The organism is Bifidobacterium sp. LH_389 (assembly GCF_056357235.1).
Genome location: NZ_JBKEVR010000002.1, coordinates 88173 through 112838, shown reverse-complemented (window position 1 = coordinate 112838; position 24666 = coordinate 88173). Strand labels below are relative to the sequence as shown.

20 protein-coding genes and 1 tRNA gene are annotated in these 24666 nt (G+C 67.0%); 7 read left to right on the top strand and 14 right to left on the bottom strand.

All coding sequences use genetic code 11. The features are described from left to right. Nucleotides 1–15: 15 nt before the first annotated feature. The 4 genes from rpmI to AC1AZA_RS02900 form a co-directional block, all read right to left on the bottom strand. Complete coding sequence (gene rpmI, locus AC1AZA_RS02915; protein WP_476513252.1) at nt 16–210, bottom strand: 50S ribosomal protein L35; 195 nt, start codon at nt 208–210, stop codon at nt 16–18. Then, on the bottom strand, nt 191–940 hold the full coding sequence (gene infC / locus AC1AZA_RS02910; protein ID WP_476513251.1) for a translation initiation factor IF-3: 750 nt from the start codon (nt 938–940) through the stop codon (nt 191–193). Before infC ends, rpmI begins: the two co-directional genes overlap by 20 nt. Nucleotides 941–1198: 258 nt before the next feature. Continuing rightward, the gene (locus AC1AZA_RS02905; RefSeq protein ID WP_476513250.1) at nt 1199–2077 is read right to left on the bottom strand and encodes a sulfite exporter TauE/SafE family protein; all 879 of its coding nucleotides are present in this window, start codon (nt 2075–2077) and stop codon (nt 1199–1201) included. A gap of 73 nt (nt 2078–2150) precedes the next feature. Beyond that, on the bottom strand, nt 2151–3812 hold the full coding sequence (locus tag AC1AZA_RS02900; protein WP_476513249.1) for a spermidine synthase: 1662 nt from the start codon (nt 3810–3812) through the stop codon (nt 2151–2153). A 196-nt stretch (nt 3813–4008) separates the two neighbouring features. On the opposite strand from AC1AZA_RS02900, the gene AC1AZA_RS02895 reads away from it, so the two are divergent. The 3 genes from AC1AZA_RS02895 (at nt 4009) to ybaK (ending at nt 6597) form a co-directional block, all read left to right on the top strand. Next, the gene (locus AC1AZA_RS02895; RefSeq protein WP_476513248.1) at nt 4009–4767 is read left to right on the top strand and encodes a thiamine diphosphokinase; all 759 of its coding nucleotides are present in this window, start codon (nt 4009–4011) and stop codon (nt 4765–4767) included. A 119-nt stretch (nt 4768–4886) separates the two neighbouring features. Further along, nucleotides 4887–5945, top strand: a complete 1059-nt coding sequence (gene gap, locus AC1AZA_RS02890) for a type I glyceraldehyde-3-phosphate dehydrogenase (protein ID WP_476513247.1) — start codon at nt 4887–4889, stop codon at nt 5943–5945. Between the two features lie 133 nt (nt 5946–6078). Further along, the gene (ybaK, locus tag AC1AZA_RS02885; protein WP_476513246.1) at nt 6079–6597 is read left to right on the top strand and encodes a Cys-tRNA(Pro) deacylase; all 519 of its coding nucleotides are present in this window, start codon (nt 6079–6081) and stop codon (nt 6595–6597) included. 124 nt (nt 6598–6721) lie between these two features. Here ybaK and AC1AZA_RS02880 read toward each other — a convergent pair whose 3' ends face one another. The 8 genes from AC1AZA_RS02880 to AC1AZA_RS02845 all read right to left on the bottom strand — a co-directional run bounded on the left by AC1AZA_RS02880 (nt 6722) and on the right by AC1AZA_RS02845 (nt 17747). Beyond that, on the bottom strand, nt 6722–8041 hold the full coding sequence (locus tag AC1AZA_RS02880; RefSeq protein ID WP_476513245.1) for an ABC transporter substrate-binding protein: 1320 nt from the start codon (nt 8039–8041) through the stop codon (nt 6722–6724). A gap of 218 nt (nt 8042–8259) precedes the next feature. Further along, entirely contained in the window at nt 8260–9588 is a 1329-nt protein-coding gene (locus AC1AZA_RS02875; RefSeq protein ID WP_476513244.1) for an ABC transporter substrate-binding protein, read from the bottom strand. Between the two features lie 594 nt (nt 9589–10182). Beyond that, nucleotides 10183–10974 carry an isoprenyl transferase gene (locus AC1AZA_RS02870; protein WP_476513243.1) on the bottom strand — a complete coding sequence of 264 codons (792 nt, stop codon included), beginning with the start codon at nt 10972–10974 and terminating at the stop codon, nt 10183–10185. 5 nt (nt 10975–10979) lie between these two features. Further along, nucleotides 10980–11744 carry a DNA repair protein RecO gene (gene recO, locus AC1AZA_RS02865; protein ID WP_476513242.1) on the bottom strand — a complete coding sequence of 255 codons (765 nt, stop codon included), beginning with the start codon at nt 11742–11744 and terminating at the stop codon, nt 10980–10982. 20 nt (nt 11745–11764) lie between these two features. Then, a complete protein-coding gene (locus AC1AZA_RS02860; RefSeq protein WP_476513481.1) occupies nt 11765–13546 on the bottom strand; it encodes an alpha/beta hydrolase family protein in 1782 nt (593 codons plus the stop codon). Nucleotides 13547–13758: 212 nt separating this feature from the next. Continuing rightward, nucleotides 13759–14961, bottom strand: a complete 1203-nt coding sequence (gene ispG / locus AC1AZA_RS02855) for a flavodoxin-dependent (E)-4-hydroxy-3-methylbut-2-enyl-diphosphate synthase (RefSeq protein WP_476513241.1) — start codon at nt 14959–14961, stop codon at nt 13759–13761. Next, nucleotides 14958–16148: a 1-deoxy-D-xylulose-5-phosphate reductoisomerase gene (gene dxr / locus AC1AZA_RS02850; protein WP_476513480.1), complete on the bottom strand. Its 1191-nt coding sequence runs from the start codon at nt 16146–16148 to the stop codon at nt 14958–14960. Before dxr ends, ispG begins: the two co-directional genes overlap by 4 nt. An 18-nt stretch (nt 16149–16166) precedes the next feature. Beyond that, entirely contained in the window at nt 16167–17747 is a 1581-nt protein-coding gene (locus AC1AZA_RS02845) for a DivIVA domain-containing protein (protein ID WP_476513240.1), read from the bottom strand. A gap of 259 nt (nt 17748–18006) precedes the next feature. Between AC1AZA_RS02845 and AC1AZA_RS02840 the strand changes: the two genes are divergently transcribed. Continuing rightward, nucleotides 18007–18080, top strand: a tRNA-Val gene (locus tag AC1AZA_RS02840). Between the two features lie 292 nt (nt 18081–18372). Here AC1AZA_RS02840 and AC1AZA_RS02835 read toward each other — a convergent pair. Then, nucleotides 18373–20082 (bottom strand): zinc-dependent metalloprotease, encoded by a 1710-nt coding sequence (locus AC1AZA_RS02835; RefSeq protein WP_476513239.1) that lies wholly within the window; start codon nt 20080–20082, stop codon nt 18373–18375. 110 nt (nt 20083–20192) lie between these two features. Between AC1AZA_RS02835 and AC1AZA_RS02830 the strand changes: the two genes are divergently transcribed. Both AC1AZA_RS02830 and AC1AZA_RS02825 read left to right on the top strand, forming a co-directional pair. Beyond that, nucleotides 20193–21077, top strand: a complete 885-nt coding sequence (locus tag AC1AZA_RS02830) for a YlbL family protein (RefSeq protein WP_476513238.1) — start codon at nt 20193–20195, stop codon at nt 21075–21077. A gap of 61 nt (nt 21078–21138) precedes the next feature. Next, nucleotides 21139–21555 carry a DUF3052 domain-containing protein gene (locus AC1AZA_RS02825; RefSeq protein WP_476513237.1) on the top strand — a complete coding sequence of 139 codons (417 nt, stop codon included), beginning with the start codon at nt 21139–21141 and terminating at the stop codon, nt 21553–21555. Between the two features lie 37 nt (nt 21556–21592). Here AC1AZA_RS02825 and AC1AZA_RS02820 read toward each other — a convergent pair whose 3' ends face one another. Then, nucleotides 21593–23110, bottom strand: coding sequence for an ATP-dependent helicase (locus AC1AZA_RS02820; RefSeq protein WP_476513236.1), 1518 nt, complete (start codon nt 23108–23110; stop codon nt 21593–21595). An 86-nt stretch (nt 23111–23196) separates the two neighbouring features. Between AC1AZA_RS02820 and AC1AZA_RS02815 the strand changes: the two genes are divergently transcribed. After that, nucleotides 23197–24597 (top strand): phosphotransferase, encoded by a 1401-nt coding sequence (locus AC1AZA_RS02815; RefSeq protein WP_476513235.1) that lies wholly within the window; start codon nt 23197–23199, stop codon nt 24595–24597. Nucleotides 24598–24666 lie beyond the last annotated feature (69 nt).

Below are 24666 nucleotides of genomic sequence, written 5' to 3'. Positions count from 1 at the left end.
GACTGCGAGCAGCGCTCACTTGTTGAGCATGACCTTGAGGCGCTTGACCTCGTTGGCGGCCACCAGCTCGTCGCGGGACAGGGCGCGACGCTTGCGGGCGGACTTGTGCTCCAGGTTGTGGCGCATGGAGCTACCGACGTGCATCAGCTTGCCGGTACCAGTGACGCGGATGCGCTTGGAAGCGGCGGAATTACTCTTCATCTTCGGCATTGCTGCCCTCCTTGGTTGTGTTCTTCGTTGCGGAAGTCTGCTTGACGGATGCCTTCGCCTCGGCCGCGGCCTGAGCCTGGGCCTCCTGCTTGGCCGCCAAGCGCGCGGCCTGACGGGCCTGACGCTCGGCGCGGGACTGATCGCCGCGACGACGCTGCTCGGACTGGGTGTGCACCTTCTTGCCCTTGGGCGCAAGCGTCATGAGGATGTTGCGACCCTCCTGCTTGGGCGCGGACTCGACGGTGCCGTATTCCGCGACATCGGCCGCCAGACGCTCGAGGAGCTCCACGCCGCCGATCGGGCGGGACTGTTCACGGCCACGCAGCATGATGGTGACCTTGACCTTGTCTCCGCCGGTGAGGAAACGGACCACATGGCCCTTCTTCACATCGAAGTCATGCTCGTCGATCTTCAGTCGGAAGCGAATCTCCTTGATCTCCGCCGTGCTCTGGTTGCGGCGAGCCTCACGAGCCTTGATCTTCTCGTTGTACTTGAACTTGCCGTAGTCGATGAGCTTGGCGACCGGAGGCTTCGCATTCGGCGCCACCTCGACCAGATCGAGGTTCGCCTCCTTGGCCAGGTTCAGCGCGACCGAGGTTGCGATAACCCCCGCCTGCTCGCCGTTCGGGCCGATCAGGCGTACTTGGGAGACGCGAATCTCGTCGTTAATCCGTGGTTCGTCGCTGATGATGACTCCATTCCTCGATGCCTTCGTCGCGTCAGTCCCCATCCTGCGTTCGAGGCATGCCGAAATGCGACGCACCATATGGGCGAAGCGATCGTTCGCGCGGCTTGCATGCCTTCAACAGGGCATGGCCGCGATAGGCTATTGCCTTGAACCCGAAGCCATGAAAGGCTTCCAGGTGGGAAAATCCGCTTTCTTGATTTCTCAAGCCTTGCATAGTGTAGCACATGCGAGAACCGGCCGGCGTGTCGCGCAGTCCGTCGCAATCCTCAGCAGCCCGCTGCGACCCGGCCTTTCAACCGCTCAGCCATAGTAGCGCACGCCCAGATACACGGCGAGCACCAATCCGGCCGCGCAGGCGAACGCGCGCATGATCCGCTCCGGCACGCGACGCACCACGGCCGGCGCCAGACGCGAGCCGATCGTGGAGCCGATGAACAGCGCGACCATGGCCGGCCAGTGGATCACGCCGGTGGCGATGAACACCACGGTGGCGGAGATGTTGCCGAATCCGCAGCCGATGGTCTTGAGCGCGTTGATCTGTGCGTACGGCCCCACCTTGCCGACGGACAGCACGGCGAGCGTGGCCGTACCCGACCCGGCGCCGAAATACCCCGAGTAGACGGAAAGCAGGGCCATGGCGGCCAGCATGACGGGACTGCGGCCGGGGTCGTGCGCGAAGTCGACGGCCTGCGGACCGTCAGCAGACGCGACGGACGGCTCCGCGATCGGTTCGGCTGCACGTCCTTCAGCGTGACCGGCAGCGGCGGACTCGGCGGTTCCCCCGGTCTCGGTGGCAACGCGCCCCTGCGCCGCGGACTTCTTCGGCCTGACCAGAATGAGCAGCGCACTGACCGCGATGAACGGCGGCACCGAGTATTCGAAGAACCGCGCCGGCAGCTTGAGCAGCAGCAGCGCGCCGATCACGCCGCCCACCAGACCGAGCGCCGCATAGATGATCGCCAGCTGCTTGCGCGCACGCAATTCCGGCCGTGCGCCCAAGCACCCGCCGATGGTGATGCCCACATTGCCCGCCGTGTTGGTGGCCGAGCTCATGACCGGCGGCACGCCCACCGCCAGCGTGGCGGGGAACGAGACCAGCGAGGCCAGACCGACGCTGTAGCCTACGAAACCGGCGGCGATGCCGGCGAGGATCAGGAAGAGAAACTGCCAAATGCCCATGGGGCCGAGCGTAATCCCCGCCGCACGGGTATCGCAATGTCATGCCATCGGTTGCAACATCGCCGGCGCGCCCCTACCGCACGGCCTTGATGAGCCCGCCGATGCCCTCGGTACGCAGAATCTCGCGGTACGGGCCGGCCTGCTCGGCAATCAATCCGTCGATGGCCCGCATGCCCAGCAGCTCCACGGGCGCCTTGTCGTCCGTGAGGATCGTGGCGTCCGCGCCGGGCTCATTCACCGCCGTAAGCCGCGAGGCCACATCGTCCATGTACCGCTCGAGCCGGGCATCCCCGGTGCGTTCGCGCGTCACGTCGGGCAATGATGCGACCGCGGACGCGCCCATGCCTGCCCCGGAACCGTCGGAGCCGCCCGCCTTGGCGAACAGTTCGCGGTTCGTGGCGCCCGGCACGTCCGCGGTGAACATGTTGGACGCGCCGAACACGGAGGCGATCGTATCGGTGAGCGCCTCGTTGATGGAGCCTTCCCCGTCGGAGATCATGTTCATGTTCACCACCATCACGCCACCGGGATTGAGGTGCGAGCGCACGAGGCGGAAGAACTCCGCGGAACTCATCTGGAACGGGATGGTGATGTCCTGATAGGCGTCGACCATGATCACGTCGTATGTGTCCCGGCTGGCGGAAAGCCATGCGCGCCCGTCGTACGTGGTCACGGGAATGTCCGCAGGCTCATCGAAGTAGCGGCCGGCCAGATCGGTGATCTTCTCGTCGATCTCCACGCCGGTCACCTCAATGCCCGGGTAGTAGCGCTTGAGCTGGCGGGCGTACGTGCCGGTACCCATGCCAAGCACCAGCGCGGACTGCGCGCGGTCGGCGAGCGCGGGCGCGGCGAGGGCCGTGTCGTAGTACATGCCGGTCAGCTCGCCGGACTTCATGGTCACCGACTGCACGCCGAACAGCACGTTGGTGGACAGGATGGTGCGGTCCTTGAGGTCCTTGACCTGCAGATAGTTGTAGATCGACTCGCCTTCGTAGGCCAGGTTCGTCTCCCAGAACGCGAATCCGCTCAGCGGCGAGGCCACCGCGGAGACGACGAACGCGACCACGGCCACGGCGCTGGCGACGAGCCTGGTGCGTGCGGCGATGAAGTACGCGACGGGAATGGCCATGAGCACGCCGGAGAAGATGAGGAACGTGACGAACGTGCCCACGGCGGGAATGGTGACGAACGTGGGCAGGAACGTGCCGAGGATCGAGCCGATGGTGTTGCACGCGGAAAGGCGGCCCACCACGCTGGCGTTGTTCTCCAGCGAGTCGGTGGCGAACTTGTTGAGGCCCGGGGTCACGGTGCCGAGCAGGAACAGGGGCGGCACGAAGATGATCATGCAGGAGACGAACGCCGCCACGACGAGGAAGTTCGTGGACACGGTGACGATGAGCAGCCCGGAGATGAGGATGATGAGGTACTTGCCGGCGAGCGGGATGAGCGCGATCCACGCGGCGGCGATGAGGATGCGGCGGTACAGGCGGTCCGGGTCCGGGTTTCGGTCGGCCCAGCGCCCGCCGAACACGGCGCCCAGCGCGAGGGCGATCATGATGGTGCCGATGATGATGGTCCACACGATCTGCGAGCTGGAGAAGTATGGCGCCAGCAGACGGGACGCGCCGAGTTCGGCCGCCATGACCGCCATGCCGGAGAAGAACTCCGTGACGTACAGGAACACCTTCGACTTGAGGATCGGGCGCTCCCGGACCTCTTCCGCCGCCTTGACCATGCCGACCTCCCTTGTTCGGTTCGTGGGGACCGCCCGCCTCCGGGCCATCGCCCGGCCCGAGCATGCCGCACACCAGCCGAGCCTACCAGCCCGGGGCCGCGAAGGCGGCGGTCCGGTCCGCTTCCTTCCGGCATGCCGGCGACGTCGCCCGCTGCATCGCCCGACGCACGCCCCGCCGGGCGCTACAGTGGGACGCATGACGAACGTATGCGTGATTTTCGGCGCCGGAGAATACTACTCCGGCCCGCTCAACCGTCCCGTCGTGCCGGAGGGGGCGCTCGTGATCGCGGCGGACGGCGGGCTGGACCACACCCGTGCGCTCGGCGTGACGGCCGACATGGCGATCGGCGACTTCGACTCTCTGGAGGGCACCCGTCCCGCCCCCGGCGAACGCACCATCGCGCTGCCGCCGCAGAAGGACGACCCGGACATGCTCTCCGCGCTCAAGGCCGGATGGCTGCACGGCTGCCGCGAATTCCATATCTATGGCGGGCTCGGCGGCCGGCTCGACCACACGCTGGCGAACGTGCAGCTCATGGCGCTGCTCTCCGAGCGCGGGGCCATCGGGTTCCTGCACGGCGACGGCATAACGGTCACCGCCATCACGGACGGCGAGCTGGCATTCCCGGCGAACCGGGTGGCGCCCGGCCGCATGGTCTCCGTGTTCTCGCATTCGGATGTGTCCCACGATGTGAACGAGCCCGGTCTCAAATACCAGCTGCGCCACGGCGAGCTCACCAACACCGTGGTGCAGGGCGTGAGCAACGAGTTCCTGCAGGATACGCCCTGCGCGATCAGCGTGCGGCGCGGCACGCTCGTCGTCACGTTCCCCGCCGAGGCTCCGATCCCGACCGTGACGCGCTTCCGCACGTTCGAGGGGGATCTGGGACCGTTGAGCACGCAGGTCTCGTCCATCCTCGCGCCCCAGGCGCGGGAGGCGGGAGCAGGTAGGTGAACGCTCACAAACGTGGCTCTGAACGCCGTCCGAAAACATGCCAGACAACGTTGCCGTAAGTACAGGCGGCGCATTACAGTAGGTGATGTTGGTAAACACACCCTACAAGGGAGAATTACATGACAGTTAAGATTGGTATCAACGGCTTTGGTCGTATCGGTCGTCTCGCCTTCCGTCGCATCTTCGAGCTGCAGGCTCGCGGCGGTCAGGCCGGCGATATCGAAGTCGCCGCCATCAACGATCTGACCACTCCTTCCATGCTGGCTTACCTGCTCAAGTACGACAGCACCCACGGCACCTTCCGTCACGACGACGGCACCCCCGTCGAGGTCACCTCCACCGACGACGCCATTGTGGTCGACGGCAAGGAGTACAAGGTCTACGCCGAGAAGGACGCCAACAACATCCCGTGGGTGAAGAACGACGGTGTCGAGTACGTGCTCGAGTGCACCGGCTTCTACACCTCCGCCGAGAAGTCCCAGGCCCACATCAACGCCGGCGCCAAGAAGGTCCTCATCTCCGCCCCGGCCAAGGATGACACCACCCCGACCATCGTCTACGGCGTGAACCACGAGACCCTGAAGGCCTCCGACGTGATCGTGTCCGCCGGCTCCTGCACCACCAACTCCATGGCCGCCATGGTCAAGCTGCTGAACGACAAGTTCGGCATCAAGGCCGGCTTCATGACCACCATCCACGCCTACACCGGCACCCAGATGATCCTGGACGGCCCGCGCTTCCCGAAGGCCCGCAACAACCGCGCCGCCGCGATCAACACCATCGCGCACTCCACCGGCGCCGCCAAGGCCATCGGCAAGGTCGTCCCGGAGGTCAATGGCAAGCTGCAGGGCCACGCCCAGCGCATCCAGGTCCCGGATGGCTCCGTGACCGAGCTGACCACCGTGCTCGAGAAGAACACCACCAAGGAAGAGATCAACGAGGCCTTCAAGGAGGCCTTCTCCAACACCGAGTACTTCGGCTACAACGCTGACGAGATCGTCTCCTCCGACATCATCGGCGACACCCACGGCGGCGTCTTCGATCCGACCCAGACCGACGTCAACACCGTTGACGGCGTGACCATGGCCCGCACGGTCTCCTTCTACGACAACGAGTACGGCTTCACCTGCAACATGATCCGTACCCTGCTGTACTTCGCCGAGATCTCCGAGGACTGAGCTCCCCGGAAGCCTCGCGCGTAGTTACGCGTAGCTAGGTGTGTGAAATCCCCCGATCGGTTCGTCCGGTCGGGGGATTTTCGTATGCGCCGGTTGACGCAGTCCGTACAGCCGCCGCGGTAGAACAATACCCATGAGCAAGAAAGCAAAACAGGGCAAAGACGGCAAGGGCAAGGGCTCCACGCCGGCCACGCTGCAGCTCGAACAGGCCGGCGTGCCGTTCGAGACCTACGAATACGAGCATTCCAACGACCACATGGACGACGGCTACGGCGTGGAGGCCGCCACCAAGCTCGGGTTCGACGAGCATCAGGTGTTCAAGACGCTCATGGCGGACACCGGCTCCGAACGCGTGGTGGGCGTGGTGCCCGTGAGCGGTCACATGGATCTCAAGGCCCTGGCGGCCGCGGTGGGTGCCAAGAAGGCCAGCATGGCGGATCCGAAGGTGGCCATGCGCGAATCCGGCTACGTGGTGGGCGGCATCTCCCCGCTCGGGCAGAAGGTGCATCACAAGACCGTATTGGACGAGAGCGCGCTCAAGTATGACCGGATCCTGCTGTCCGGCGGCAAGCGCGGGTTCTCGGTGGGCGTCAATCCGCAGGATCTGCTCACGGTGCTGGACGCGGTGGCCGCGCCGATCGGCACGTGGTGAGGCGCGCCCGGCAAGCGCCCGGCAAGACGACAGCAGGCGGGGCTCCCCTCCGAACGATTCGGAAAGGGAGCCCCGCCTGCTGTCAAGGAAGATCAAGGAAGAGGGAGGAGCAGGAAATCAGCGGTCAGGATGCGGTATCGATTTCGTTCTGCATCTCCTTGATCATCTGGTTGGCGGCGTCCGTAGCGCTCAGGTCGCCGAACGCAACCTGCTGTTCGTAACGCTGCGTGGTCTTGATGAGCGAGGACGCGCCGTTCGGGGTGATGTCCGGGGCGTCGCCCTGCTTGTCCGCCTGGGCGGCGTGGAACTCCAGGGCGACCTTCTCGCCTCCGGTGGTGGTCTGCATGAGCGTCTCGCGCACGGTTTTGTTGGCAGGGATGCCGCGTTCGATGCCGAGGATCTTGCCGGCGTCCACGTTGTTCACCAGATAGTCGACCAGCATGGCCGCCTCGGCCGGATGCTCGGTGCCGGCCGCGATGGACCAGTACATGGAGGGCTTGAGGTACGACCACTTGATGCTGTTGTCGTCGCTCGGCAGCGGAGCCAGGGTGAGGTTCTCGCCCAGCGTCTTCATGTACGTGTTGAACTGGTTGGTGTACACGAACCCGAACGCCTGATTGCCCTTGGCCATGTCGCTCTGGTCGAACGAGGTGACGATCTGCTCGGACGTGCGGTCCGGGGAGCCGGTGATGGCGTTCTCGCCGTGCGACCAGTCGTAGGCCATCTGCAGGTAGCTGGCCAGCGTCTCGGGCTTGATGGCCATCTTGCCGTCCTTGTAGAGGCTGTCACCGTGCTGGCGGGCCCACAGCTGCAGGCTCATCGGGTTGTTGTTCGGCACGGAGCCGATCACGCTGCCGCCGGACTTCGCCACGACCTCCTTGCATACCTTCTCGAAGTCGTCCCACGTCCAGGTCTCGGTATCCGGCAGGGTGATGCCGTACTTGTTGAGCAGATCGTTGTTGATGGACACGGCCCACATGGTGGAGGCGATCGGCATGGCGTACTGGGCGCCGTCCACCTTGCCGGTGTCCAGCAGCGTCTTGTCGATGTCATCGGACTTGAGGTACTCGCCCAGACCGTTCATGTCGTACAGCACGCCCTGCGAAGAGTAGGAGGCGAGGTACTGCTCGTCCATCTGGATCACGTCCGGCATCTCCTTGCCGGCGATCGAGGTGGCAAGCTTGTCCCAGTAGCCGGAGTTGTCCGAGTACGACATTTCCACGTGGATGTTCGGGTGCAGCTTCTCGAACGCGGCCACGGCCTCCTCGGTGAGCTTGATGCGGTTGTTCGAGCCCCACCAGTTGAGGGTGATGGTCACGTCGCCGTCGGAGGCCTTGACCTCGCCGCCGTTGCCGCCGTTGCCTGCGGCGCCGCAGCCGGCGAGTGCCATGGAGGCCGCCGCGATGACGGCGGGGAGCGCGATGCGCCAATTCTTGTTCTGCATGGTGTTTTCCTTTCCCTGACGTGGCGCTACGCATCGTTGCTTGGCGGCACGTCCTGTGCATGTCCCCATGGGGACGGAAGCGATCTACGTCAATCGTTTCCTGCGAGTGATTCCAGTATGTGGGGCCGTGCCGCCGATCGCCGTTTCCGTTGCCATGATTTGCACGGCATCGTCACAAACGATCGGACGGCGGCCCAGACTACGGATCAGGCTACGGATCAGGCCGCGGAATCGATGTTGCCCTGCAGCTCGGCGATGAGCGCGTTCGCGGCGTCGATCGCGCTCATGCGGCCGAACGCCACCTCCTGCTCGTAGCGCGGCGTCATCTTCTGCAGCGTGGAGGCGCCGTTCGGGGTGATCGCCGCTGCGGAACCCATGCGATCGGTCTCGCCCTTGTGGAATTCCATGGCCACCTTGTCTCCGCCGGACGCGGACGCGGTCAGGGCGTCGCGGATGGCGGTGTTGGCCGGAATGCCGCGCTCGGTGCCGAGGATCGTGCCCGCCTCGTCGTTGTTGATGAGGAAGTCGACCAGCATGGCCGCTTCGGCCGGATGCTCGGTGGTGGCGGCGACGGCCCAGTACTGGGAGGGCTTCAGGTACATCCACTTCGTGCTCTGGTCGTCGCTGGGGATGGCCGCGAGCGAGAGATTCTCCGTGCCCAGCGTCTTCATGTACGAGGAGACCTGATTGGTGAATGCGAAACCGAACGCCTGCTTGCCCTTGGCCATGTCGCTCTGCTCCCACGTACCGGACATCTGCTCGGACATGCTGTCCGGCGTGCCGGCGATCTCGTCGCCGTGCGTCCAGTCATAGGCGAGCTGCAGGTACTCGGCCAGCGTCTCCGGCTTGATGGACACCCTGTTGCCGTCGTACAGCTCCTCGCCGTGCTGGCGGGCCCACATGGACAGGCTCATCGGGTTGTTCATCGGGGAGACCGCGGTGTATTCGCCGTTGGACTTCTCCACGACCTGACTGCAGATGCGCTCGAAGTCGCTCCACGTCCACGTGTCCGTGTCCGGCAGGGTGATGCCGAGCTTGTTCAGGATGTCGTTGTTCACCACGGTCACGTACACGGTGGAAGCGATCGGTGCCGCGTACAGCGTGCCGTCGACCTTGCCGGTGTCGAGCAGGGCGGCATCCATGGTGTCGGTCTTGAGGTAGTCGGTGAGGGCGGACATGTCGTACAGGGTGCCCTGCGTGGCGTAGGAGGCCAGATAGGCTTCGTCCATCTGCACCACGTCCGGCATTTCCTTGCCGGCGATGGATGTGGCCAGCTTGTCCCAGTAGCCGGAGTTATCCGAATAGGTGGGCTCGACGTGGATGTTCGGGTGCAACTTCTCGAAGGCGGCGATCGCCTCGGTGGTGAGCTTGACGCGGTTGTTGGAGCCCCACCAGTTGAGCGTGAGCGTCACGTCCCCGTCCGCGGGCTTGACGTCCGCCGCCGTGCCGCCGCCTCCGCCGGCCGAACCGCAGCCCGCCAACGCCATGGAGGCCGCCGCGATGGCCGCCGGCACCGCTATCCGCCAGTTCCTGTTCCGTCCAAGCATGGCAATTCCTTTCCTTTGCATTCCATGCATACGCGCGGCAACTTCGCCGCGTGCACAGCCCTGTGCCCGCTCTGCCGGAGACCGATGACCGGGTCGTCCGGCGAACGCGGCTTCATTATGTGGCGGCGGAAAAACGGATGGTCAATCGATTGCCATGATTTGCACGGGAGGCCGATGCGAGGCTTGGCATACAGCCCGGTGCAGGCATGCATGCGCGCCGGACCGTTCCACGGGCCAGCCCGTAACGCGATGCGGCCGGTCGCAGACTTCCATGTACGCGACCGGCCGCGGCAACGCCTCGCACAGCCAGCGATCGTTGCTATCGTTTGCGTCCTGCGATCACGGACCGGCCTCACGACCGGGCGCAATGGCTACCTCGCGGCCCGTGGAAGGATCGCACAGTATCTACGACCGGCAAAACACCGGACTGTGCGCTGCCGCTCAGCGTAAAGATACGCAAAACCCACCGGGCTTTCGTCTTATCGTTTGACGTCCTGCAATTATTGACCGGCCTACGGCCGGACTCAACGTTACCTCGCGGCCCGTAGGGGGCCGCTCGGCGTCAAACGGACGAAAGCCCACCGGGCTTTCGTCTTATCGTTTGACGCCCCCAAACCGCCGATCGCGGTGGATGTAGTGGTCGATGGAGCGCCACAGGACTTCGCGACCGCAGTCGGGGAAGAGTTCGGGCACGAAGTCGAGCTCGGCGTAGGCGGCCTCCCACGGCAGGAAGTTGGAGGTGCGCTGCTCGCCGGAGGTGCGGATCACGAGATCGCAGTCGGGAATGTCCGGATTGTACAGGTGGTCGGCGATCATCTTCTCCGTCACGCGGTCGCCCTTGATGCGTCCGGCGGCCACCTCGCGCGCAATGGCGGCGCAGGCGTCGGCGATCTCCGCGCGACCGCCGTAGTTGATGCAGAACACCACATCGATGGTCTTGTTGCGCTTGGTGCGTTCCATGGCCACCTCAAGCTCGTCGATCACCGACTTCCACAGCTTCGGCCGGCGGCCCGACCAGCGCACGCGCACGCCCCACTCGTCCATCTGCGCCACGCGGCGATGGATGATCTCACGCGAGAAGCCCATGAGGAAGCGCACCTCCTGAGGCGAGCGCTTCCAGTTCTCCGTGGAGAACGTGTACAGGCTCAGGTAGCGCACGCCCGCCTCGATCGCACCGGCGATCGTATCGAACACCACCGGTTCGGCGGCCTGATGCCCATCGGTGCGGATCAGTCCGCGCTGCTGGGCCCACCGCCCGTTGCCGTCCATGATGACGCCCACGTGGCGCGGCACCTTGTTCTTCGGGAAATCGGGGATGATCGCAGGGTTGCTGAACGGGGCCGCGGGGATGTCCAGCGACGTGTAGTCGACGTTCTCAAAAGCCATACCCGCTAATCTAGCAACCGCAGTGAACGAATCGGCCGCTCCAGATAGTATGCGCCCCACTCCTCCACGATGTGCCTGGTCTGCGGGTCCAGCCCGCCGTCCGGCACGTCGCCGCCCGGTTCGCCGCCGTCCAGCACCCGCCAGTCGCCGTCCACGAGGGCGCGCAGCCGCTCCCCCACGCCCCGCCCCAGACGCCGGGATTCGGGCGTGTGGTCGGCCTCGCACATAAGCCCGCCCGCCGGCACGGAAAAATACCGCTCCCCCGTCCGTCCGGCCTCCTCCCACGTACGCCCGCACACCACGCAGGAGGCGAGCCGCGGGCTCCAGCCGGCCAGGGCGAGCGCGCGCAGCACGTACGAGTCGCCCACCGCCTCGGGCCTGTGCACACCGCGCGCCAGGGCCGCAAGCGCCGCAATGAGCAGCCGGTACTGGTCGGGCGCCGGTTCGCGTTCCGCGGCCACCACCTTGTCCGCGGTCTCCACGATCACGTTGGCGGCGGTGTACGCCTCGTAGTCGGACACGATCCGGTCCGCGTAGGCGGCGATCGTGGCGGCCTGGGAGACCACGTCGAGCGAACGGCCGGTGTTGACGAGCACGTCGGCGCGCATGAACGGCTCCAGCCGCGCCCCGAACCGGGACCGGGTACGCCGCACGCCCTTGACCACCGCGCGCACCTTGCCGTGCCCGCGCGTGAACAGCCAGACGATCCGGTCGGCCTCCCCCAGTTTCGCGGTGCGCAGCACCACGCCTTCGTCACGATACAGCGGCATCCGTCAATCCACCCCGCCCGTCAGTAGATGAACATGCCCCAGAAGGCGAACACAAGCAGCACGCAGAACATGGCCACGGCGGTCACCCAGAACAGCACGCGGGCGAAGCGGGTGGTGGCGATGATCGGCTCGCGCATGCGCCGCACCAGTTCGCCGCTGCGAGTCTGGCGCATCAGTTCGCGCCCGCCCATGCGCGTGTAGCCGCGCAGCTGGGCCACTTCCAGCAGTCGGGCCAGCACGCGCGCCCACGCCCACACCACCGCGGTGCAGACCGCCTGAATCACGGGCCAGCTCCAGTAGACGATGTCCGGGCTGCTGGGCGCCGCGCCCCACACGAGCGAGACCACCTCGAGCACCACCTGCGCCAGGCCCGAGCCGAACAGGTAGAGCACGGCCAGCGTGGTAAGGAACAACGCGGTCAGAATGCCGCCGAAGCCGTGGAGGAACCCGAGGGCCGGCCCGTGCCAGCGCCGGTGACGCTTGAGGTAGACCAGTCGCCGCACGAGGGCCACAAGCCACAGGATGCCGGCCACGAGCAACATGACGACGGCCAGCACATGGAGGATGACCATGTAGAACGTGAGCGTGCGATGCCCGTACAGGTCCTGCGGCACGGCGATCGACTGGTAGATGTCCGCCCCGGCCACGCGCACGCCCGTCTGCGTGAGTCCGCGTGTCTTGCCCACGGCCCAGTCGACCATGTCGTCTTCGAAATGGTCGGCGAGCTTCGTGTCGCCTTCCTCCTCGTCGCCGATGCGCAGCACGTGGTTGCCGACCGGGTAGTCGCGCACCGTCACGTCCCAGTTGCCGGCGGCATGCGCGCGCTCGAAGATCTCCTCGGCGCCCTCCACCTGCGCGGTCATGACGTCCTTGGAGCCGTATGCCACGAACGTGGGGACGGCGTAGCGGGCCGGCGTATCCGCGTTCAGATCGAAGTTCGTCAGGCCGAACGCGGCGAGGTCCGCGGAGAAGATGCGCCGCACGATCGACTGGTAGCCCGGATTGGCGCCCACGAGCGCGAAATCCTGCGCGGCGAGGAAGCCCAGCGAATGCCGCGGCGTGTAGACCATGGGGGACACGAGCACCTGGAAGGCGATGCGCGGGTCCTTCTCCAGCAGGAATGCGGAGATCCACGTGCTTTCCGATGTGGCGTAGATGCCGATGCGGTCGCCGTCCACGTTCGGCAGGGCGCGCAGGTATTCGGCGGCCTGCTCGTATGCGTCCGCGGAGGCCGGGTAGTCGCGCGTCACGTCGTTGGTGCTCCACACGGGCTTGTCGATGGCGATGGTGGCGAATCCGGCGGAGGCGAAGTCGTCGCCCACGTCGATGAACCAATCCCGGGCAAGCCCGTAGCCGGCCCCGTGCATGAATACGATGCCGGGGATCTTGCCGCTCGCTCCCTCGGGCATGCGAACCACGGCGTGCAGGCGTTCGGTTTCCCCGGTGGATGCGCGGGTGACGGTGATGTCGTCCTCGATCACCCGCACCCCGTAGGTGCCGCGCCTAGGCAATGGCTCGCCGGTCGGGTTCTCGAACGTGACGGATGTATCCGCCGACAGGCTCTCCAGCGTCTGCCCGGTCGGCTCGTTGTTCCACGGGATGTTGGATAGGTTGGAGACGGTGACGAGCAGGCCCAGCAGCACGATGAAGATCGGCAGGCTGGTGAGCACGCGACGCCGGGGGCTCCACGGCTGCTGCGGTTCCTGCGGCTTGCGCTCAGGCCGTTGCCGTGTCCCCTGCGCATCCCTCGCGCTGTCTTGCCCGCCGCCGATCGGCCGTGCGTCGGGCGTTCCGTCATGCATCGACACGTGGCATATTCTAGCCGTCGGCATGGGACGGCGGTCGGCCGGCGTATGCCGACGGCGTAGGGCGGGGGCGTAAGGCCGGGTGCGGTCCCGGCTGCGTGTCGCGCCGATCCGGTGGTGATTTGAGACGCAAAACGGCCGCCATGTGTCTCAAGTCGCCACCGAATTACCGCCGCCGAATACGATTCCACGGAATCGGCGAGGAGGATTCAGCCCCGGTTCGGATGCTGGATGGGGATGACGACCGGCCCGGTCTGCGCCTTCGTCCCGTCAGAGTCCTCCGCCTCCATCTGCGCGGCCATCTCCTGCGCCCTGGCGAGCAGGGTCTCCACGATCCGATCCTCCGGCACGGTCTCGATGACCTTGCCCTTGATGAAGATCTGCCCCTTGCCGTTGCCGGACGCCACGCCGAGGTCCGCCTCGCGCGCCTCGCCGGGCCCGTTGACGATGCAGCCCATGACGGCCACGCGGATCGGCGCCGTGACGCCCTTGAGGCCCTCGGTGACCGCGTTGGCCAGATCGATCACGTCCACCTGCGCGCGCCCGCAGCTCGGGCAGGAGATGATGTCGAACTTGCGCTTGCGCAGACCCATGTATTCGAGCAGCTTGCAGCCTACCTTGACCTCCTCGACGGGAGGCGCGGACAGGGAGACGCGGATCGTGTCGCCGATGCCCTCCGCCAGCAGGGCGCCGAACGCGAGGCACGACTTGATGGTGCCCTGCCACGTGGGGCCGGCCTCGGTGACGCCAAGGTGCAGCGGCCAGTCGCCCTTGGAGGCGAGCAGGCGGTAGGTCTGGACCATGGTGACCACGTCGTGGTGCTTCACGGAGATCTTGAAGTCGTGGAAGCCCACGTCCTCGAACATGTGCGCCTCCTTGAGCGCACTGGCCACGAGCGCCTCCGGAGTGGGCCCGCCGTACTTGGCGTAGAGGGCCTTGTCGAGCGAGCCGGCGTTCACGCCGATGCGCAGGGAGATGCCCGCATCCGTGGCGGCCTTGCAGATAGAGGGGCCGACCTCGTCGAACTTGCGGATGTTGCCCGGGTTCACGCGCACGGCCGCGCAGCCCGCGTCGATGGCCTGAAACACGTACTTGGACTGGAAGTGAATGTCCGCGATGACCGGGATGGGCGACTTGGCCACGATCTGGGGCAATGCGTCCGCATCGTCCTGGCTGGGCACGGCCACGCGCACGATGTCGCAGCCGGCCTGTGCGAGCTCGCCGATCTGCCGCAGCGTGGCGTTCACGTCCACGGTGGGCGTGTTGGTCATGGACTGCACGGGAATGGGTGCGCCGCCGCCCACTGGCACCGGGCCGACCATGATGCGGCGGGACTTGCGGCGCGGATGCAACGGCGACTCGCCGTACGCGGCCTCGCCGGTCTTGCGGAAGGAAGAACTGTTCACTGTCACTCAGCCTTGTCTATCAGACGGTCGGCGCGTTCGCGGGCCTCATGCTCCACCTGACCCATTTCCTCCACGGATGCGAAGCGCGGATTGCCCCTGAGCTCCGCGTCCATCTCGTCGAGCACGGCCTTGACGGTGTCCACGATGCCCAGATACGGCAGGCGATGGTCCAGGAACGCGTGCACGGCCTGCTCGTTGGCCGCGTTGAGCACGGCCGTATGCTTCTCGGAGGCGGTGAGGCAGTGGCGCGCCAGACTCACCGCGGGGAACGCCTCGTCATCCAGCGGCTCGAACGTCCATTCGGCGGCCTTGGTCCAGTCGCACGGGCTGGCCACGTCGGGCAGACGGTCCGGGGCGGACAGGCCGAGCGCGATGGGCAGGCGCATGTCCGGCGGGGAGGCCTGGCCGATCGTCGCACCGTCCACGAACTCCACCATGGAATGCACGATGGACTGCGGGTGCACGGTCACGGCGATGCGCTCGGGTGGAATGTCGAACAGGCGGCTCGCCTCGATCACCTCGAGGCCCTTGTTCATGAGGGTGGAGGAGTTGATGGTGACGACCGGACCCATGTTCCACGTGGGGTGGTGGAGGGCCTGCTCGGGGGTGATGTTCGTCATCTGGGAGCGCTTCCAGCCACGGAACGGGCCGCCGGACGCGGTGACCACGAGGCGTGCCACCTCGCCGTGCGTGCCGGAGCGCAGGGACTGCCAGATGGCGGAATGCTCGGAGTCGACCGGATTGATCTGGTGCGCACGCACCTGCGAATCGAACAGCAGATGCCCGCCGGCCACCACGGATTCCTTGTTGGCAAGGGCGAGCTGGGAGCCCGCCTGCAGCGCGGCGATGGACGGTTCCAGACCGATGGAGCCGGTGATGCCGTTGAGCACCACGTCCGCGCCTGCGCCGGCGAGGTCGATCACGGCCTGCGGGCCCGCGGTCACCTGCACGCCCTTCGCGCCGGCGGCGTCGAGCGCCTCGCGCAACTCGCCGGCCTTCGAGGCGTCGAACAGGGCCACGTGACGGGCGTGGAAGCGGGCCGCCTGCCGCGCGAGCAGCTCGATGTGCGAACCGCCGGCGGCCAGACCGAACACCGTGAAGCGTTCAGGGTGGCGGGCAATGACGTCAAGCCCCTGCGTGCCGATAGAGCCGGTGGACCCCAGCAGCGTTACCGTTTGCAAAGTTTGTTCCAAGTCAGACACGCCTCCAGATTAGCGAGACTGCTGGTCGCCGTCCTTCTTGGGGGTGTCGATGATGTCGCTGCCGTCGTCGCTCAGGGAGGGGAAGGACAGATCCGGGATGTCCAGATCGATCTTGGGGAACGACGTATCGTTGAGCAGGTTGGCGAGGTAGCGGTCGCCCTCATCCTGCGGCTTGGCGTCCGTGCCGTCGAGTTTCGGGGCGATGACGGGGGTCGGCGGAATCGGGGTGGGCTGTGCGACCGGGACGGGTTGCGTAGTCTGAGCGGCAAGAGGCGCGGGCGGCACGGCGGCGGGCTGAACCGACTGTACAGGCGTGATCGTGGTGGGCGGCACGGCGACGGGGGACACAGGAGCCGGAGCCGCGGCAGTCTGCGCTGCAGCAGTCTGAACGACGTGCGAGGCCGGTGCCGCGACAGACGGAACATGCGCGGTGACGGTCGCGGAGGGCTCGCCGAAGGGCGCGTCATGCACGGGAGCGATGGCTTCAGTGGGCGCGGATTCCGTTTCGACGTGCTGCGGCACGGACTGGGCCAGTGCGGCCAGCGAATCGCTGACGATCGGCGCGGGAGTCGGCTCGGCCGGGGCCGTCGTGGCAGAGGAAACAGACGGCACGCTCGGGACGGGAGACGGTACCGGAACCGCGGGAGCGGGAACCGGCGGCACGGGAGCCGGGGCCGCAGTGGCCGGAACCGGGGCCGCCGGCTTCGGCGCGAAGATCGAATGCTCGGCCGCGTTGAGCGCGCTGAACGAGTCGGCGGCGCGCTGCGCTTCCGCGTTGGGCTGACCGGACGGGGTAAACAGCGGCGGGATCACCTGGGTCGGCTGCGCCCCTGCGGCGGCAGCCCGATCGGATTGCGGCACGGCTGCAGGCGCCGGCGCGGGGATGGGCGGCACGGGAGCCGGGGCCTCCTGAACGGCAGGAGCCGGGGACGGGGCGACCGTTTCCGCGGCATACTCGCTCACGCGCGCGAACGATTCGAGACGGGACAGCAGCTGCACCGCCACGTCGAGGTAGTAGTCCACGGACCGTTCGTCATAGCCGCGCTTGCCCTTGCGCTGCGTGAAGATCACGTTCGAGATGCGGCTGGCGGTCACGTCCAGCAGTTCCTTGGCGTCCGCGGGCAGGCTGCCCTGCTCCCCCAGTGCGCTGGACGCCTTGGCAATCACCTGATCGACCACCCGGTCCACCTGCTTGCGGTCGTACGAGGGGTGCTTGCCTTCGCCGGGCTTGAACCGCTGCTTCGGTTCGCGCAGGTAATGGGCCTTGAGGCTGGAGAGCATCTCCTCGCTGTGCACCTTGAACGGCACGCGGCCGCCGTGCGCCAGCTCCCAGGACGTGCGCTTGTCCACCACGGCGCGTTCCAGACGTGACAGGGCCGCATCCACCTGGGCGATGGCATAGCCGTCCTTCACCAGATCGAAAGACGCGGTCTGAATGTCATGCTGGGTGAGCTCGGGCTTGTCGCTCTCGTACAGCGCATGCGCACGCGCCAGAAACGCGTCCACCTGGGCGACGTCATATCCCCACTTGCGCTTGCCCGCCTTGGCGATGACGGGACCCTGACCGGTGGCAGCGGACTGGTCGGACATGGACATACCTCCTGTGACGAGGGATTACACTGCATCTCACCTTACGTGACGAACGCGACGCCCGCACGCGAATTGTCATGCGTGGTTCGCGCCGAACGGACGCCAATATGCGGTAAACCGGCCGGATCGCCTCTCGCCGCGATACAGCATAATTGACGCGATCCGGCGCAATACGGCCGACTTGGCCGATTTGCTGCGCCAGACACGCCACGCGGACGCAGCCGCCTTGGCCGCCGGATGCGTTACCCTGTTGCGAAGCGGGCGATTAGCTCAGTTGGTTAGAGCGCCACCTTTACACGGTGGACGTCGGGGGTTCGAGTCCCTCATCGCCCACAATCGAAAACCTCCGGAATACCGCCGAACCGAGGCTGCGCACCGCAGCGATGCGACCGCGAAGCGACAGCACGACGGCAACATCATCCTCGCATCTCCATCCGTGTCCGGAATCGCCGCCAATTCCAGTAATGGCAGCGATTCGGGACACAAAACGCCCTACTTGAGTCTCAAATCGCCACCGCTTTCGGAATTGGTAGCGATTCCGGACACAAAACGCCTCCTTTGAGTCTCAAATCGCCGCCAATTCCGGGAACGGCGGCGGCTTCGGACGCATGCCTTCCAGCCGCGCTCAGTTCCTGTCGCGGCCCGGGTTGCCGCTCGGCGAACCGTCCGGGCCGGCGCCGTCCGAGTCCGTGCCGCCCGCATTGTCAGCACCGTCCGTGCTGTCAGAGCCGTCACCGGCACCGTGGGAGCCGCCGGCACCGTCTCCGGAATCACCGGCACCGTGGGAGCTGTCGGCATCGTCGGAGCCATCGCCGTTCTGCTCGTCGAGCAGCTTGCTCAGCTCGGCGTCCCAGTCGACCTGCGAACCGTTCGTCGCACCGGAGCCCGAGCCCACGCCGGAGCCGGCCGCAACGCCGGACACCGAACCGGAAGCGGTCCCCGCGGAGCCGTCGGCGCCGAAGCCTGCAACGCTGCCCGAACCGGCAGCTCCATCGGCCCCGGCAACCCCTGCGGCACCCGGCTCCTCGATGGCGGGCAGCAGATCCGGGTGCGACCAATGCGCATCACGGCCATCCACCCCTTCCGTGGCGGTGAGTCGCTCCCACACGGCCGCAGCCTCGCGTTGGCGCTTGGGATGCAGATCGAGGCCCAGCAGCGATTCGAAGGTCTGTTCGGCCGGGCCGCCCACCGCACGCTCGCGGCGCAGCATTTCGCGCAGCTGCTCGATGTGCGGGATGTGGGCCATGCCGGCGCGCCACGTGACGCAATCCACCCAGCCCTCCACGGTGGCGAGCAGCGTCTCCACACCGGCGAGCGCCTCGCGCTGCTCCTCGCTGTCCGCAAGCCCCACCTTGGCAATGTTCACCGCGTCGGCGATCGACTCGGGGTTCATGTCCTGCGCCTCACGCAGCTGCTCCTCCATGGCGTCCAGGTCGATGCTGATGCCGCGCGCATACTTGCCGATCAGCGCCTCGAAGCGCGGCATGAGCCACGGCACGGAGGCGAACAGCCGGGCGTGCGCGGTCTCCTGCAACGCCAGGAACGCCAGCACCTCGGCGCGGGGAAGGTTCAGCGCATCGGCGTAGGCGTTCACGTTCTGAATGATCAGTCCTCCGGCCGGATTGCCCAGCAGCGCGATGCCCTGATCGAAGCTGCCGCGCACCTCGCCGGACAGCGCGCCGGCCGCCTGACCGAGTTGCATGGCGTAGGACGTGTTGCCGAGCAACCGCATGAGCTGGCCCGGATCCTTCATGGAATCGGGGATCGGAATGGGGACCGGGCCGGCGAACATGCCGGAGATCTCGCCGCCGAACATGCCTCCCAGACGCTCGGAGATCACGGCGGCGAGCGCGTCTCCCATGGACTGCGCCACGGGGGCTGCGAAGGCCGCCCACGCTTCGATCGTGCCGTTGACCCAGTCGGCGCGCGTGAGCACCCGCGGTTCACCGGGGGCCGGGTCCATCTCGCAGACGGAATCGAGCCAGAGGTTCGCCTCGGACAGCGCGCGCCGAGCCGCCTGCCCGTCCTCGGCGCTCACGGTGGAGGCGGCGTCGCCCGCGTTCACCTTGCCGAACGCGAGGGATCGGGCCAGCTTGACGTTGATGGGTCCCTCCTCCACGGTGCGCTTCATGTCCCCCATGGTGTTGAGCCCGCCGGCGCTGAGCGCCTGGATGAGCGACTGCACTTCGCTGGGCTTGGGCAGACCGTCCTTGCCCTGACTCATGATCTGGTCACGCAGCGGCGCGGGCAGCTGGGAGAACTGCTGCCACGCCATCTCGCCCTCCACGGGGCCGAAGCATTCGATGAGCCACTGGCGAATCTCGTTTTCTTCCATAGCCGTCATTCTAGTGGCCTGGGCGTTACAACGAGCGCGATGTCGTTCTGGGCGTAGGGGCGCACCCGGCCCGCCGGTCCACCGCAGTACCGGTCCTACACTAGGGAGTCATGACCGATTCCAACAATCCGCAGCCGTCCACGGCGTCCGCCCCGACCGTCCGCACCCGCCTGGCCTCCACGGCCCGCCGCGCCCGCACATGGGCGATCTCCCGCACGCCGCGCACCAAGCTGGGCGCCGCTGGGGCGGTGCTGTGTCTGGTGATGCTGGCGCTGCCGAGCCCGTACGTGATCGAGCGGCCCGGCCCCACGGCGGACGTGCTGGGAGAATCCGGCGGAGCGCCGATCATTGCGGTGAGCGGCGCGGACGTGCATCCGGATTCGGGCCGTCTGCTGCTCACCACGGTCAACGCGTCCGGCATGCCTGGCTACCCGGCGCTCAACGCGGAGGCGCTGTGGGGGTGGTTCAGCCCCGAGCAGATCGTGCTGCCGCGCGAGGCGTTCGTGCCAGCCGGCCAGACCGCGGAGGAGTATCAGACCCAGACCGAGCAGCAGATGACCGGCTCGCAGGATGCCGCCACCGCCGCGGCCCTCGCGTTCCTCAAGGCGAAGGGCACGGACACGGACGGCATCACGGTGAGCATGCACGTGGACGACATCGGCGGGCCTTCCGCGGGCATGATGTACGCGCTCGGCGTGATCGACAAGCTCACCGAGGAGTCGGAGACCGGCGGACGGACCGTGGCCGGCACCGGCACCATCGACGCCGACGGCAAGGTGGGGGCGATCGGCGGCGTCCAGCTCAAGATGATCGCCGCCAAACGCGACGGGGCCACGTGGTTTCTGGCCCCGAAGGACAATTGCGGCGACGTAGTGGGCCATGTGCCGGACGGCCTCACCGACGTGGCGGTCTCCACGCTCAGCGAGGCGTACGACGCGCTCACGGCGATCGGGCGGGGCAACACCGAGGGTCTGCCGCGCTGCACGGCGAACTGACGCGCCGCCACATGTCGGATGTGTTACGGGACCGTTCGCCCAGTGTTGTTATGCTGTTCTCGTGACTGAAACGGCATCCCAGAAAGCGGAAGAATTCGGTTTTCATCCCGGCGACATCATTCAGGAGTGGCTGTGGGATGATGACGTGGACGACGCCATCCGCGCGAGCATCGAGGACCTGACCGGCGAGGAGCTGGTGGACGAGGACTACGACTCGGCGGTGGACGGCGTGATCATCTGGTGGCGCGACGGCGACGACGAGGACGAGCTGTCCGACACGATCGTCGACGCCACGGGGGTGCTCGAGGGTGCCGGCCCGCTGTGGGTGCTCACTCCCAAGCCAGGCCGCCCCGGTGCGACCAGCTCCACCACCGTGCAGAATGCCGCGAAGACCGCGGGAATGAATGCCGCCACGCCCATCACCGTGAGCCCCGACTGGAACGGCATTCGCCTGCGCGCATTCGGCAAGGGCAAGTAAGCAGGCATTCCTGCGCGGCTTCGTGCCGCCTGCGCATCTACCGCTGCAGGAATCGGCTCGGTGCCCGCTGCGTCGCCGCATAGCCGTCCTTGGAGGCGGCGAACGAGAGCTGCAGCGTCCGCTCCGCGCGCGTCACGCCCACGTACATGAGCCGGCGTTCCTCCTCCAACGCGTCGCCGGCCTGTGGCGAGCCGAACGGCAGCAGGCCCTCCGAGCATCCCACGATGCACACGTGCGGGAATTCCAGACCCTTGGCCGCATGGATGGTGGACACCGTCACCGTCCCGGCCGTCAGGTCCTCCTTCAAGGCGTCCACGCTGAGCGACTGCGCCTGCCATCCGGCATCCGTGCGCACACGGTAGCCCAGTCCTGCCTCCTTCAGGGCGGCACAGACGATCGGCTGCTGCGCGTTGAGGCGCGTGAGCACCGCGCAATCGGCCGGTTTGGCACCCCGATCGATGAGCCGACGGAACCGTGCGGCCACGCCCCGGGCCTCCTCGGCGTCACTCTCGTAGCGCAGCGCCGTCACGCGCGGACCGTCGGGCCCCTCCTGCCCGGACGTGAGCCTGATATACCCGGCCCGCTCGGGGCTGGCGGCGAGCACACGGTTGGCGTAGCGCACCACGGATGCGGTGGATCGGTAGTCGATGCCGAGCGTCACGTCCGCGGCGAGGGGGCGGAATTCATCCGCGAACGCGCGCAGATAGTAGCTCGTGGCCCCTGCGAACGAGTAGATGGTCTGGGCGGCGTCGCCCACCACGCACACGTTGCGGTTGTCCTTCTCCCCCGCTCCCCCGAGCCACAGGCGCATGAGCCGGTGCTGCAGCGGGGAGACGTCCTGATATTCGTCCACGGTGAGCCAGCCGATGCGGCGGCGGATTGCGGCGGATGCCTCCTTGAGCTCCGGATCCTCGAGTAGATGGCAGACCATGAGCAGAATGTCGTCGAAGTCGATCTGGTTGCGCGCGGTCTTGTCCTGCTCGTACGCGTCGATGAGCTCCGCCATGCGCGCGGGGTCGAGTCCGACCGGAGGCTCCCGGTGCGTGGCAGCGCACACGCGCACGTAGTCGTCCGGGCTAACGAGCGAGACCTTGGTCCAGCCGATCTCCGCCTCCAGATCGCGCACGGCGAGCGGTTCGGGCGTCTCGGCGCCGGTGACGCGCGCATAGGCGGCGGCGATGAGCGGACGATGGTCGGAGACGAGCTGCGGGAACGGCGCCTCGGTCACGTCCGCCCACACGCGGTTGAGCTGGTGGAGCGCCGCCGAATGGAACGTGGCGGCGGTGACGCCCTTTACACCGAGCGCCTCGATGCGCGAACGCATCTCCTCCGCGGCTTTCACGGAGAACGTGACGGCAAGCACGCGGGACGGATCCCAGTCGCCACGCGCGCAGGCGTAGGCGATGCGCCGCGTGATGGTACGCGTCTTGCCGGCGCCCGCACCTGCCACGATGCGCACCGGCCCGTCGACCGACGTGGCGGCCTCGCGCTGCGCGTCGTCCAGGGACGCAACGATCGATTCCGGATCCGCACCGGCTTCATGCTGCTCGTTCACACCCACCATTGTGGCAGATCATCGCAGCAGGCGCGGCGCCCGTTTTCCTGCCCGGCATGGACGGTGCAATGTATTACTGTGGAAACGTGACGTTTTCTAGCAATTACACGCTGGCCGCGCTGGCTTCCGCGGCGGCGCCCGGGCTTGCCGTAGCCGGCGTTCGGGATGGTAACGAGGCAGGCCCCTCCGACGCCGCGCTGGGCATAGTCCGCGCGGTCATTCAAGACAACGCCGGGCGGCTGTACGACGTGGTCGCGGCCGAGGGCGACCGGGCGAAGCGCCGCGTCAGGGAGCGCGTGGTGGCGGCTCGTACGCTCGGGCGCGCCAAGGAGCCGGCCGGGCTGAGCTTCGGCGTGGAGCGCGTGCTCAAGTACGTGACCGGCGAGGGGGACGACAATCCGACCGACGGCGCGGCGTTGGTGATCCTGCAGCATCGCGAGGGCGTCGCCAAGCCCCTGGACACGCTCACCGTGGACGAATGCTCGTCCGTGGGCACCGCCATCGGCGCGATCCACCGCATGCGCGGCACGTTCCTGCTGGACGAAGCGTACCCGTCGTACACCACCCAGCAGATCCACGACCAGCTCACCGCATGGATCGAGCGTCTCAAGCGCGCCGGCCACGTGCCGCAGGAGATCACGGACAGCTGGTCGCGCGTCATCGCCACGGACGGCATGTGGGACTTCGCCACCTGCCCGGTGCACGGCGGCTTCGAGGACGGCGACATGCTGTTCGACCGTTCCGGGCTCACGGCCGTCTACCACTGGCAGAGCATGCAGATCAACGATCCTGCGCGCGACCTGGCATGGGTGTTCGCCAAGCTCGACGACCGTCACCGCAACGCGGTCATCGCCGCGTACGGGCGCATGATGGGCTCCCGGCTGGACGACCTCATCATGCTGCGCGCCAACCTGTGGCTCCAGATGGAGCAGGTGGGCGACTTCGTCAGTGCCATCGACCGGGCGGACAACGCGCGGATCATCCAGTTCAAGGCGCAGGTGGAACGGCTCGCCCACCAGCTCATCATGATGTCCGCTTCCGGGCAGGACGCTCCCGCGGGCGGCAGGTCCGGTGCCCCGGCGGGTGCCGCGCAGCCCGGTTCGGACCGTCACCCGTCCACCATCACCGTGGGCACGCTGCTCAACGGGGACGGCGGAGCGGCAACGGGGACCCGACCGGCCTCCGCACGATTCTCCGCGGCTCGTCCCTCCTCCGCGTCGGCCGCGTCCTCGACCGGTACCACCCGTACCGTTCTGGACTCGGACATCCGCCCGCGTACCCCACGCGTGCCCACCATGCCGGACGTCCCCGTGGCCAACGTGTTCAACGATCCGACCGAGATCGTCACGCCGGAAAGCGAAACCGCGACCATCGTGCTGCCCGCGCAGTCGTTCACCGCGGACGGCACCGGCATCAGCGGCAAGATCGCCAAGGTTGCCAAGGCGACGGACGGCGCGGAACCCTCCGGAACCGCGGCGCGCCCGTAACGCCCTTGGCATAACGCATGCCGGGGAAATCCGCCGGCTGCGGAACAATGGAATGCAGTCAACCCAACA